Source organism: Sphingomonas sp. C3-2 (assembly GCF_033025475.1).
Taxonomy (GTDB): Bacteria; Pseudomonadota; Alphaproteobacteria; order Sphingomonadales; family Sphingomonadaceae; genus Sphingobium_A.
On the sequence record NZ_CP130322.1, the window covers coordinates 3,065,636 to 3,078,361 of the forward strand.

The 12,726-nt window shown below is 65.3% G+C and carries 12 protein-coding genes; 10 read left to right on the plus strand and 2 right to left on the minus strand.

All coding sequences use genetic code 11. The features are described 5' to 3' along the window. Positions 1–4 precede the first annotated feature (4 nt). Together QYC26_RS14715 and QYC26_RS14720 are read right to left on the minus strand one after the other, a co-directional pair. The gene (locus QYC26_RS14715) at positions 5–1,036 is read right to left on the minus strand and encodes a COX15/CtaA family protein (protein ID WP_317512971.1); all 1,032 of its coding nucleotides are present in this window, start codon (positions 1,034–1,036) and stop codon (positions 5–7) included. 63 nt (positions 1,037–1,099) lie between these two features. Next, on the minus strand, positions 1,100–1,501 hold the full coding sequence (locus QYC26_RS14720; RefSeq protein WP_317512972.1) for a GFA family protein: 402 nt from the start codon (positions 1,499–1,501) through the stop codon (positions 1,100–1,102). A gap of 162 nt (positions 1,502–1,663) precedes the next feature. Between QYC26_RS14720 and QYC26_RS14725 the strand changes: the two genes are divergently transcribed. The 10 genes from QYC26_RS14725 (at position 1,664) to QYC26_RS14770 (ending at position 12,699) form a co-directional block, all read left to right on the plus strand. Further along, a complete protein-coding gene (locus tag QYC26_RS14725) occupies positions 1,664–2,032 on the plus strand; it encodes a MerC domain-containing protein (protein ID WP_317512973.1) in 369 nt (122 codons plus the stop codon). A gap of 75 nt (positions 2,033–2,107) precedes the next feature. Further along, positions 2,108–2,566, plus strand: coding sequence for a Fur family transcriptional regulator (locus tag QYC26_RS14730; RefSeq protein WP_317512974.1), 459 nt, complete (start codon positions 2,108–2,110; stop codon positions 2,564–2,566). Positions 2,567–2,733: 167 nt separating this feature from the next. Further along, positions 2,734–4,659, plus strand: a complete 1,926-nt coding sequence (gene dxs / locus QYC26_RS14735; protein WP_317512975.1) for a 1-deoxy-D-xylulose-5-phosphate synthase — start codon at positions 2,734–2,736, stop codon at positions 4,657–4,659. A gap of 7 nt (positions 4,660–4,666) precedes the next feature. Next, entirely contained in the window at positions 4,667–5,398 is a 732-nt protein-coding gene (locus QYC26_RS14740) for a TlyA family RNA methyltransferase (protein ID WP_317512976.1), read from the plus strand. Between the two features lie 102 nt (positions 5,399–5,500). Next, positions 5,501–6,553, plus strand: a complete 1,053-nt coding sequence (locus QYC26_RS14745) for an efflux RND transporter periplasmic adaptor subunit (RefSeq protein ID WP_317512977.1) — start codon at positions 5,501–5,503, stop codon at positions 6,551–6,553. Positions 6,554–6,563: 10 nt separating this feature from the next. After that, positions 6,564–9,668: an efflux RND transporter permease subunit gene (locus QYC26_RS14750; protein WP_317512978.1), complete on the plus strand. Its 3,105-nt coding sequence runs from the start codon at positions 6,564–6,566 to the stop codon at positions 9,666–9,668. Between the two features lie 18 nt (positions 9,669–9,686). Next, positions 9,687–10,241, plus strand: a complete 555-nt coding sequence (locus QYC26_RS14755) for a TspO/MBR family protein (RefSeq protein WP_317512979.1) — start codon at positions 9,687–9,689, stop codon at positions 10,239–10,241. A 28-nt stretch (positions 10,242–10,269) separates the two neighbouring features. Further along, positions 10,270–10,551, plus strand: a complete 282-nt coding sequence (locus QYC26_RS14760; protein WP_317512980.1) for an accessory factor UbiK family protein — start codon at positions 10,270–10,272, stop codon at positions 10,549–10,551. Between the two features lie 102 nt (positions 10,552–10,653). Beyond that, positions 10,654–11,163: a YbjN domain-containing protein gene (locus tag QYC26_RS14765; protein ID WP_317512981.1), complete on the plus strand. Its 510-nt coding sequence runs from the start codon at positions 10,654–10,656 to the stop codon at positions 11,161–11,163. Positions 11,164–11,211: 48 nt separating this feature from the next. Then, entirely contained in the window at positions 11,212–12,699 is a 1,488-nt protein-coding gene (locus QYC26_RS14770; RefSeq protein ID WP_317512982.1) for a glycerol kinase, read from the plus strand. The last annotated feature ends 27 nt before the right edge of the window (positions 12,700–12,726 follow it).

The following is a 12,726-nucleotide window of genomic DNA, read 5'->3' on the forward strand; positions in this document are numbered from 1 at the left end:
GCGTTCAGGCCGGGCGACGGCCGACGACGTGCATCCCCCAGGCGGCCGAGCCGACGACGAGCGCGCCCACGGCCTGGTGGAGAACGGCGAGCGTGATGTCGATCCCCGTCACCACCGTTGCGATGCCGAGCAGCACCTGCGTGCCGACCGTCGCGCTGATCGCGACCGAGGCACCGCGCGCGCCCAGCGCCTTGGCTTTGCGCGCAAGGACCATCAGCGCGATGAACGCCACCCATGCCCACCAGCGGTGGATGAAATGGATGAGGAAGGGATCATTGCCGAGTGTGGCGAAGAACGAGCCGAGCCATTCGACCCCCTCGGGGAAGATATGGTCGTTCATCAGCGGCCAGGTGCTGGAGACATAGCCCGCGTTGAGCCCGGCGGTAAACGCGCCGTAGAGCAGCTGGAGGAAGAGGATGACCGCGACGCCCCATGAAAGCCGGGTGAAACGCGCCTTGGGGCGGGGATGATCGCGCAGGTCAAGCGCCGTCCAGACCAGCGCGCCGATGATGAGGAGCGCGGTGAGGAGATGGGTGGCGAGGCGGAAATGGCTGACATCGGTGCGTTCGCTGAGCCCCGAGGTGACCATCCACCAGCCGATGAACCCCTGAAGCCCGCCCAGCGCGAGCAGCCCGACCAGGCGCGGGCCATAGCCTTCGGGGATCATCCGGCGCCAAGCATAGACGGCAAGCGGCAGGGCGAAGGCGAGGCCGATGACGCGGCCGAGCAGGCGGTGGATATATTCCCAGAAGAAGATGAACTTGAAATCGGCCAGCGTCATGCCCTTGGCCTTGTTGATTTCCTGATATTCGGGGATCTGCTGATATTTCAGGAATTCTTCCTGCCACTGCGCCTCGGTGAGCGGCGGCAGTGTGCCCGACACCGGCCGCCACTCGGTGATCGACAGGCCGGATTCGGTGAGGCGGGTGATCCCGCCCACGACGACCATCATGAAAACGAGGCTGGCGACAAGAAGCAGCCAGCGGGAGAGCCTTTTCGGCTGCGGATTCGCGGAGGCGGGACGGGCAAGCGACATGATGGCCGGGCTATGCCCGTCCGCGCGCGTGGGGACAAGCGGTGACGACTGGGACGAAATGTCTCAGCCTTCGGGATAGCGTTCGAATTCCGGAAGTTGGTGGGCGTTCTTCATCCAGCCGATACGGTCGGCCACCTGGATCTGCGCCGAGGGCGCGACCACCGCATCGGGATCGTCGAGCGTGGCGGTTTGCAGATCAATGAGGTTCGGGAAGATGACCGCGTTGGTGTAGAAAAGCCCGGTGCCACAATCGGGGCAGAAATGGCGGCGCCCATCGGCGGACGAATGATAGACCTTGGCCGTGCCCTGAACGACCTTGATCGCGGTTTCGGGATAGACCGCCCAGGCGACCAGCGGCGCACCCGCCGATTTTCGACAGTCGGTGCAGTGGCATAGCGCGTGGCGGGGGGCGTCCTCGGAAATTTCATAACGAATTGTGCCGCAGTGGCAGCCGCCGGTGAGCATCGGAGTTTCTCCACGAATCAAGGAGGATAGCTTAGCACCACCCGGGGCAGCCGCCGCGCGCAAAGGAGGGAGTGCGCGGAAAAACGTACATTTTTCTAAAATGATATGTTGTAACTTTGCGCCGGACGTGCCAGATGCATTTCCATCGTCACGGAGATTTCCTTGTCCAGCACCCTTAGCCGTTCTGCCCTGCTCGACCGACTGGCCATTGGCCTGTCCGGTTTGTGCCTGGTGCACTGCGTGGCGAGCGCGGTGCTGGTGGCGGTGCTGGCATCGGCCGGCGGGATTCTTGTCGACCACCGCATCCATGAGGTGGGGCTGATCATCGCGATGGTGCTGGGCGCGGCCGGGCTGGGATCGGGCGTGCTGCGCCACGGTTTCATGATGCCGTCCGCCGTCGGCGCGCTGGGACTGGGCGTGATGGCCGGGGCGCTCACCATGCCGCACGATGCGGGCGAAGTGGTCTATACGATCGTCGGCGTTTTGCTGGTGGCGCTGGGCCACGACCTCAATCGCCGCGCCAACCACTGAGCGATCGCGCCCCAAATTAGCCCGAAAGGCGCGCAAGAGCTTGCCCCCGAGGGTGGGAGCGCCTAGATTTCGGCTATGTCACAGCATCATCATCACGAGCATCAGGGCGTTGCGCTGGCCGATGCGGCCAAGGCAGCGCTTGAGCGTTCGGGCGAGCAATGGACCGCGATGCGCGCGAGCATCTTCGATGTGCTTTCGGGATTCGAGAAGCCGGCTTCGGCCTATGACATTGCCGAGGCGGTTTCGACCGCGCAGGGGCGGCGGGTGGCCGCCAACAGCGTTTACCGCATCCTCGACCTGTTCGTGAACGCGAATCTGGCGCGCCGGGTGGAAAGCGTGAACGCCTATGTCGCCAACAAGCACCCCGATTGCCTGCACGATTGCATCTTTCTGGTATGCGACGCGTGTGGGCAGGCGACGCATATCGACGACGACCATGTGACCGACGGGGTGCGTTCCGCCGCGATCAAGGCGGGGTTTGCGCCCCAGCGCCCGGTGATCGAGGTGCATGGGCGCTGCGCCGATTGCGACTGACCGGCCCGGGCAAGGTCGATAAGTGAAAGCCTGCCCAGCAGGCCGATGATTGAAATCAACACCAATCGCAGCGCCGCACGGAACCCGAAGGCCGCAGGGTCTTTTTAGCGGTTCCGTTCGACAGCGGGATGCCATGCGATTAAAGCAGGGCCTGAAAGGGAGCCTTGATGTCAGAATTACCCGCGACTCCGCTTTTGGATAAAGTCGCATTCCCAGCCGATCTGCGCGCGCTTGCGCCGTCCGACCTGCGCCAGCTGGCGGCCGAACTGCGCGCCGAGACGATTTCGGCGGTGTCGGTTACCGGCGGCCATCTGGGCGCGGGGCTGGGGGTCGTCGAACTGACGGTTGCGCTCCATTATGTGTTCAACACGCCCGACGACCGGTTGATCTGGGACGTCGGCCATCAATGCTATCCGCACAAGATCCTGACCGGGCGGCGCGATCGCATCCGCACGCTGCGCCAGGGCGGGGGGCTTTCGGGCTTCACCAAGCGTTCGGAAAGCGAATATGACCCGTTCGGCGCGGCGCACAGCTCGACCTCGATCTCGGCAGCGCTGGGCTTTGCGGTGGCGAACAAGATTTCGGGCAGCCCGGACAAGGCGATCGCCGTGATCGGCGACGGCGCGATGTCGGCGGGCATGGCCTATGAGGCGATGAACAATGCCGAGCAGGCGGGCAACCGGCTGGTCGTGATCCTCAACGACAACGACATGTCGATCGCGCCGCCGGTGGGCGGGCTTTCGGCCTATCTGTCGCGCATCGTTTCGAGCCGCGAATTTCTGGGCCTGCGCGAACTGGCCAAGCGGCTGGCGCGCAAGCTGCCCCGGCCGCTGCATCAGGCGGCGCGCAAGACCGACGAATTCGCGCGCGGCATGGCGATGGGCGGCACGCTGTTCGAGGAACTGGGCTTTTATTATGTCGGCCCGGTCGACGGGCATAATCTGGACCAGTTGATCCCCGTGCTTGAAAATGTGCGCGATGCGGAACAGGGGCCGATCCTTGTCCATGTCGTGACGCAGAAGGGCAAGGGCTATGGCCCCGCCGAGGCAGCGGCCGACAAATATCACGGCGTCCAGAAGTTCGACGTGATCACCGGCACGCAGGCCAAGGCCCCGCCGGGACCGCCGAGCTATACCAATGTCTTTGCCAAGGCGCTGATCGACGAGGCGACGCGCGACCCCAAGGTGTGCGCGATCACCGCGGCGATGCCTTCGGGCACCGGGCTCGACAAGTTCGCCCAGACCTTCCCCGAGCGCAGCTTCGACGTCGGCATCGCCGAGCAGCATGCGGTGACCTTCGCCGCCGGGCTCGCGGCGCAGGGGATGCGCCCGTTCTGCGCGATCTATTCGACCTTCCTGCAGCGCGCCTATGACCAGGTGGTGCACGACGTCGCGATCCAGAACCTGCCGGTGCGCTTTGCGATCGACCGCGCCGGGCTGGTGGGCGCCGATGGCAGCACCCATGCGGGCGCGTTCGACGTGACCTATCTTGCCAGCCTGCCGAACATGGTGGTGATGGCGGCGGCCGACGAGGCCGAGCTGGTGCACATGGTGCACACCTGCGCGCTGCACGACAGCAGCCCGATTGCGGTGCGCTATCCGCGTGGCAACGGCACCGGCATCGCGCTGCCCGAAACGCCCCGGCAGCTGGAGATCGGCAAGGGCCGCACCATCCGCCAGGGCAAGAAGGTGGCGATCCTGTCGCTCGGTACCCGTCTTGAGGAGGCGCTGAAGGCGGCGGACCAGCTGGACGCGATGGGGCTTTCGACGACGGTGGCCGATCTGCGTTTTGCCAAGCCGCTGGACGAGGAACTGATCCGCAAGCTGCTGACCAGCCATGAGGTGGCGGTGACCATCGAGGAAAATTCGGTGGGTGGGCTCGGCGCGCATGTGCTGACCTATGCCAGCGATGCCGGGCTGATCGACGCCGGGCTGAAGCTGCGCACGCTGCGCCTGCCCGATATCTTCCAGGAGCATGAAAAGCCCGAGAAGCAATATGACGAGGCAGGGCTGAACGCACCGAACATCGTCGAGACCGTGCTGAAGGCGCTGCGCCACAATTCAGCCGGTGTGTCGCACGGGGCGAGCGCCTGATCGCATCATGGCGAAAGTTCGCACAGATCAGCTGCTCGTCGACCGCGGGCTGGCCGAAAGCCGCACGCGCGCGCAGGCGCTGATCCTCGCGGGCCTTGTCTTTTCGGGCGAGCGCAAGATCGAGAAGGCAGGCCATGCGCTGCCCGAGGAGGCGCCCATCGAGGTGCGCGGGCGCGACCATCCCTGGGTGTCGCGCGGCGGGATCAAGCTGGCGCACGGGCTGGAGCATTTCGGCTGGGACATTGCGGGCGCGGTGGCGATGGATGTGGGATCATCGACCGGCGGGTTCACCGACGTGATGCTGACCAAGGGCGCGGTGCGCGTCTATGCCGTCGACAGCGGGACCAACCAGCTGGCGTGGAAATTGCGGCAGGACCCGCGTGTCGTGGTGCACGAAAAGACCAGCGCGCGCATCTTGACCGCCGACCATATCCCCGAGCCGATCGACCTGATCGTGTGCGATGCGAGCTTTATCTCGCTGGCCAAGGTGCTGGCGGTGCCGATGGGCTTTGCCGCGCCCGGTGCGCGGTTGATGGCGCTGATCAAACCGCAGTTCGAAGCGGGGCGCGACGAAGTGGGCAAGGGCGGCGTGGTTCGCGATCCCACGATTCATGCGCGGGTGTGCGGCGAGGTGCGCGGCTGGATCGAAGCATCTGGCTGGACCGTCGAGGGAATTACGGAAAGCCCGATCAAGGGGCCTGAGGGCAACATAGAGTTTCTGATTGCCGCCCATTGCTAAGTTGCGACAATTTGCGACAACTGATGTGCTTGCCAATTACCTAGTTGCGCGATAGCGACATATTATAACATGATAAATCGGCTCATCCTTTTCGCTCCCCTGATGCTGCTTGCTGCGTGCGGCGGCGCGAACGGCAATGAAGGGCGCGCGCGCAGCGCGCCGCTGGTGACGGCGGAGGCGGTGGCGTCGCAACGCTTTGTCGACCGGATCGATGCCGTGGGCACCGCCTTTGCCAATGAGCAGGTGACGCTTTCGGCACCCGTGACCGAACGGATCGTGAGCCTCAATTTCAGCGATGGCGGCTATGTGCGCCAGGGCCAGGTGATCGCCGCGCTCGCACGCGGGCAGGAAAACGCCCAGCTGGCCGAAGCCAATGCGCGCGCGCATGAGGCGCGCCAGCAGCTCGACCGGCTGGAGGCGCTGCGCAACCGCGGCTTTGCCACCAAATCCGCCGTCGACACGCAGGTGGCGCTGGTATCATCGGCCCGCGCGCAGGCGCAGCAGGCCGAAGCCGCGATCGGCGACCGCGTGATCCGCGCGCCATTTTCGGGCTGGGTGTCGCTGCGCAACATTTCGGCGGGCGCGGTGATTACGGCTGGCACCGAGATTGCGACGATCAGCGACCTTTCGCAGATCAAGCTCGACTTCGCGATCCCCGAGACGCTGCTGACCGCGCTGCGCGAAGGCCAGACGATCAAGGCGGTGGCCGCCGCTTATCCCGATCAACGCTTTGCCGGCACCATCCGCACGATCGATCCGGTGGTGAACCCGCAGACGCGCACCGTGCAGGTGCGTGCGATCCTGCCCAATGGCGACCGCAGGCTGAAGCCCGGCATGATGATGACGGTGAGCGTCGAAGCCGCCGAACGCCACGGGCTGGCCGTGCCCGAACTGGCGCTGGTGGGCGAGGGTGACAAGAGCTTCGTCTTCCTGATCGGCAAGGACAAGAAGGTGAAACGCACCCCGGTGCGTACCGGCCTGCGCCAGAGCGGCGTGGTCGAGATCGTCGAGGGGCTGAACCCGGGCGACCGCGTGGTGACCGAGGGTGTGATCAAGCTGAGCGACGGCATGCCCGTGCGGCTGGCCGGCGAAGAGGGCAAGCCCGCAGGCGCGCCGCAAGGTGGCAAGCCCACGCCCAAGCCCGGCCAGGGCTGAGGCCAAGGCCATGCAGCTTTCCGACCTTTCCGTCCGCCGCCCGGTTTTCGCGACGGTCATCGCGATCCTGCTCTGCATTGTCGGGGCGGTCGGCTATTCGAGCCTGTCGGTCCGCGAATATCCCGATACCGACCCGCCGGTCGTGTCGGTCCAGACGACCTATACGGGGGCCGCCGCGAGCGTGGTTGAAGCGCGCGTGACGCAGGTTCTGGAAGAACAGCTTTCGGGGATCGAGGGCATCCAGACCATCACCTCGCGGTCGCGCGACGGTGAATCGAACATCACCATCGAATTTTCACCCGGCCGCGATATCGAATCCGCTGCCAACGACGTGCGCGACCGCATCGGTTCGGCGGCCGAGGACCTGCCCGACGAGGCGCTGGCGCCCGAAGTGCGCAAGGCCGATTCCGATTCCCAGCCGATCATGTTCCTCGTCGTCTCGCGCCCCGGCTGGAGCCGGTTGCAGCTGAGCGATTATGTCGACCGCAACATGGTGGACCGTTTCTCGTCGATCGACGGCGTCGCGCGCGTCTTTATCGGCGGCGAGGCGCGCCCGTCGATGCGGGTCTGGCTGGAACCTGAAAGGCTCACCGCCTTTGGCATGACCCCCGCCGATGTCGAACAGGCGCTGCGCAGCCAGAATGTCGAGCTGCCCGCAGGCCGGCTGGAATCGAAGGACCAGAACGTCACGCTGCGCGTCGAGCGGCCCTTTGGAACGCCTGCCAGCTTTGAACAGCTGATCGTCGGGCGCGGCGACAATGGCTATCTCGTTCGGCTGGGCGATGTCGCCAGGGTCGAGGAAAATGCCGAGAATATCTATCAGAATTTCCGCCTGAACGGGCAGCCTGCGGTGGGGCTTGGCATCGTTCGTCAATCGGGCGCGAACACGCTGGAAGTTGCCGACCGCGCCAAGGCCGAGGCGGAGGCGCTGCGCGCCAACCTGCCTGATGGCATGACGATCACCATCGGTTCGGACGACTCGCTGTTCATCAGCCGCGCGATCGAGCGCGTGTGGCACACGCTGGCCGAGGCCGCGATCCTGGTGGTGCTTGTCATCTTCCTGTTTCTGGGAAGCTGGCGCGCGACACTGATCCCCGCCGTGACGGTGCCCATTTGCCTGCTCTGCGCCTTTGCCGTGCTGTGGCTGTTCGGATATTCGATCAATCTGCTGACGCTATTGGCGCTGGTGCTGGCGATCGGGCTGGTCGTCGATGACGCGATCGTGGTGCTGGAAAATGTCTATCACCGGATCGAGCAGGGCGAGCCCCCGCTGGTGGCGGCGTTCAAGGGCACGCGGCAGGTGGGCTTTGCGGTGATTTCGACCACCGTCGTCGTCTGCGCGGTGTTCGTGCCGGTGATGTTCCTCGCCGGGCAGACCGGGCTGTTGTTCCGCGAACTGGCGGTGGCGATGGTCGCGGCGATCGCCTTTTCGGGTTTCCTTGCGCTCAGCCTTGCGCCGATGCTGTGTTCCAAGATGCTCCGCCGCGAGGAACGCGGCCGGGTGACCGAGTGGCTGGAAGACAAGTTCCTGCGCATCGAAAATGGCTATTCGAACGCGCTTAACCGCGCGCTGACCAAGCCGCTGATCCCCGTGGCCGCGACGCTGGTGTTCGTCGTGGGCGCGGGCGCGCTGTTCACGACGATGAAGTCCGAACTGGTGCCGACCGAGGATGTCGGCATTGTTCAGGTGAACATCAGCGCGCCCGAGGGCACCGGGTTCGCGACGATGGATAATTACGTCACCCAGATCCAGGACAGCTTTCTGGAGCTGATGCGCGACGACGGCGTGATCCGTACCGTGGCCGCGCGCACCCCCGGCGGTTTCGGCGTGAGCGACGATTTCAACACCGGCGGCTACACCGTTTTCCTCAAGAACTGGGAAGACCGCGAGAAGACCACGCAGGACGTGGTGGACCAGATCAACGCCCGGCTGGCCGAAAACCCGGCGGTGCGCGGCAACGCGTCGATCCGCAATTCGCTGGCGCGGGGACGCGGCCAGCCGATCGATTTCGTGATCGCGGGCAACAGCTATGAGGAACTGGCCGTCGCGCGCGACCGTATCCTTGCCGCCGCCGCCGAGAACCCCGGCATCATCAACCTCGATTCCGATTACAAGGAAACCAAGCCGCAGCTGCGCATCGAGGTGGATATCCAGCGCGCGGGCGATCTGGGCGTATCGGTGGCCGATGTTTCGAACGCGCTGCAGAGCCTGCTCGGGTCGCGCCGCGTATCGACCTATCTGGACCGGGGCGAGGAATATCGCGTGATTGTGCAGGCGGGCGCCGAAGGGCGCGTTGCGCTGTCCGACCTTGCCAAGATCAATGTCCGCAGCCGCACCGGCGCGCTGGTGCCGCTGTCGAACCTGGTTACCACCCGCGAAATGGCGGGGCCGCGCGATCTGGGCCGATACAACAAGATGCGCGCGATCACGCTTTCGGGCGGGCTGGCGCCGGGATACACGCTGGGCGAGGCGCTCGATTTCCTCAATGAACAGGCGATCGGCAGCCCCGAGATCACCGCGATCGGTTATCGCGGGCAGAGCCAGGCGCTGAAGGAAACCGGCGGTTCGATCTGGGTGGTCTTTGGCCTCACCATCGTGATTGTCTTCCTTGTCCTCGCCGCGCAGTTCGAAAGCTTTGTCCACCCGTTGGTGATCATCGCGACGGTGCCGCTGGCGGTGGCGGGCGGGGTCGTCGGCCTTGCGCTGACCGGCCAGACGATCAACCTCTACAGCCAGGTTGGGATCGTGATGCTGGTGGGGCTTGCCGCCAAGAACGGCATCCTGATCGTCGAATTTGCCAACCAGCTGCGCGACGAGGGCAGGCAGATCGCCGAGGCGATCCGCATGGCCGCGGTGCGCCGCCTGCGCCCGATCCTGATGACCTCGATCGCGACCGTTGCCGGCGCGGTGCCGCTGGTTGTCGTTGGCGGGGCGGGGGCGGCTTCGCGCACCGCGATCGGCGTCGTTATCGTCTTTGGCGTATCGATTGCGACGTTCATCACGCTTTTCCTCATTCCGATTTTATATGGGCGACTGGCCCGGTATACGGGATCGCCCGAAGCCGTTGGGCGTGAACTGGATGCAGCATTGGCGAGGCCTGCGCCCGCCGAATAAGGAAAGGCAGGGAACGCCATGACCGAGATCGCATCGCAAGGCCAGTTGCGGGAATCTGCGGTGAGATGGGGGCTGGTGACCGTGCCCGCCATCGTGCTTTTGGGGACGCTTTCGGGCCGGCTGTCCAATTCGGGCTATGGCAATCCGTGGTTCGATGCGCTCGACAAGCCCGGTTTCATGCCGCCGGGCTGGGCGTTCGGCGTGGCGTGGACGCTGCTTTACATCCTGATGGGCATCGCCCTTGCGATGATTTTGAACGCGCGCGGTGCGCCGGGGCGGGGGCGCGCGATCGGGCTGTTCGCGGTGCAGCTGGCGCTGAACCTCGGTTGGTCTCCGCTGTTCTTTGCCGCGCATCAGGTGACGCTCGGCTTCTGGCTGATCCTTGTCATCCTTGCGCTGGCGGCGGCGACGACCTTGGCCTTTCGCGCGGTGCGCCCGGTGGCCGCGCTCTTGATGCTGCCCTATCTGGGCTGGCTGATTTTCGCGTCGACGCTGAACTTTGCCATAGACCGGCTGAATCCCGATGCGGAAAGCCTTGTGCAGACCCGCCCGAGCGCCCAGATAGCGCTGTGAGACCCAAAGCCGCTGGAGGCCGTATATAATGCAATCTGAGAACCGGATTTTTGACGATTTCGCGAAGCTGATCAACGGCGCCGCCGGCACGCTGGCCGGGGTTGGCCGCGAAGCCGAAGCCGCCGCGCGCGAACGCGCCAAGGAATGGATCGGCGGGCTGGACTTTGTGAGCCGCGAGGAATTCGAGGCGGTGAAGGCAATGGCAGCCGCCGCGCGCGACGAAGCAGATGCGCTGCGCGCCCGGCTCGATGCGCTGGAAGGCAAGCCCGCGTCCGACGCCGGAAAGCAGGAGAATGTTTCGGAGGGCTAATGAATTCATCCACAGATAATTTCTCAGGCGCTACGATTTGCCTTGTTTTAGGGGCAAACCGGTTGCACCAGTTGCCCGAGATGACAATTCGGGCGGATGGGAATGACTTTGGACGAGTTTGAGGCGGCGCGCGACAGTGGTGTGCCGATCGACATGCTCGAGGCATATTACAGCGCCCATGGATGGAGCCACGAGCGCGTGGGCGACGACGAGATCGTCGCCACGGTCGATGGCAGCTGGACGAAATACGAGCTGCGTGCGGTGTGGCGCGAGGAGGACCGGGTTCTCCAGTTCCTTGCGCTGCCCGACATCAAGACCCCGATCGAGAAACGCGCCGAGGTGTACGAAACGCTGGGGCTGATCAACGAACAGCTGTGGCTGGGCCATTTCGAGCTTTGGTCTTCGAGCGGGATCGTGCTGTTCCGCCATGCGGTGCTTCTGGACGGGCAGGATGAAAGCCTGTTGTCGCTGGAACAGGCCGAACTGCTGGTGGAAACCGCGATCGACGAGTGCGAGCGTTTCTATCCGGTGTTCCAGTTCGTGCTGTGGGGCGGCAAGAACCCCACCGAGGCGATTGCCGCGGCGATGATCGAGACGCGCGGGGAAGCCTGAGGGCCCGAAAGGCTTTAAGCCAAGCGCTGAATATGGTTGAGTTTGCGGATGGGGGAGAATCCGCACCGCTCCGATACGCTGCTCGTCATCGACGAGGGCACGACATCCACCCGCGCGATGCTGTTCGCCGCCGATGGCACCCCCATCGGCCAGGCACAGGCGCCGTTGACCCAGCATTATCCGCAAGCCGGCTATGTCGAGCATGATGCCGAGGAGATCTGGCAACTGACGCTCAACTGCGCGCGCGAGATGGTGGCGCGCGCGGGCGGGGCCGCACATATCCGCGCGATCGGCATCACCAACCAGCGCGAAACGATCGTGTTCTGGGATCGGCGAACGGGAAAGCCGCTGGCCCCCGCGATCGTCTGGCAGGACCGGCGCACCGCCGATATCTGCGCACGGCTGAAGGCCGAGGGGCATGAAAGCCTGGTGCAGGCGAAGACCGGGTTGCTGCTCGACCCCTATTTTTCGGGCAGCAAGATCGGCTGGGCGCTGGCGCATTGGCCGCAACTGCGGCACGCGGGCGAACATCTCGCGGTGGGGACGATCGAGAGCTATCTGGTTTACCGGCTGACGGGCGGCGCGCATGTGACCGACGCGACCAATGCGTCGCGCACCGCCTTGATGGCGATCGGCGCGAGCGGCTGGGATGACGGGTTGCTCGACCTGTTCGACGTGCCGCGCGCGATCTTGCCCGAGATTGTCGACTGCGCAGGCCCGATTGCTATGACCGCGCCCGAATGGTTCGGCGCGCCGATTGCTATCACCGGCATGGCGGGCGACCAGCAGGCCGCGACGATCGGGCAGGGCTGTCTCGACCTCGGCCAGACCAAGGCGACCTATGGCACCGGCGCCTTTGTGCTCACCAGCACGGGGCGCCGGCTGCGCCATTCGCAGAACCGGCTGCTCAGCACGATCTGCTGGCAGATCGGTGGCGAGCGCCATTATGCGCTGGAGGGCGCGGTGTTCGTGGCGGGGAGCCTGATCCAGTGGCTGCGCGACGACATGAGGATGATCGCGCGCGCCGATGAAAGCGAGCCGCTGGCGCGTTCGGTGGCGGACAATGGCGGGGTCTATCTGGTGCCCGCGCTGAGCGGGCTGGGCGCGCCGTGGTGGGCGCCGGGTGCGCGCGCCGCGATCACGGGATTAAGCTTTGCAACCGGGCGCGCGCATGTGATCCGCGCCGCGCTTGAGGCGATGGCGCACCAGACCGCAGACCTGAAGGCGGCCTTTGCCGCTGACGGCGCAGACTGGAATATGCTGCGCGTGGACGGCGGGATGGTGGCCAATGACTGGATCGCGCAGGATCTGGCCGACATGCTCGACATTCCGGTCGAGCGCCCCGGCTTTGTCGAGACGACCGCGATCGGCGCGGCGATGCTCGCGGCGGTGGGGGCAGGCCTTTATCCCGGGCTTGTCGAAGCGGCCGCGATGCGGGGCAAGGTGGAGGGATTCACCCCCGCAATGGCCCCCGAGGCGCGCGCGAAGCGGCTGGCCGGATGGGGGGCTGCGGTGCGGGGGGTGTTGGGCGGCTGAAGCTGTATCGCCGCCCGTCTGGTCTGG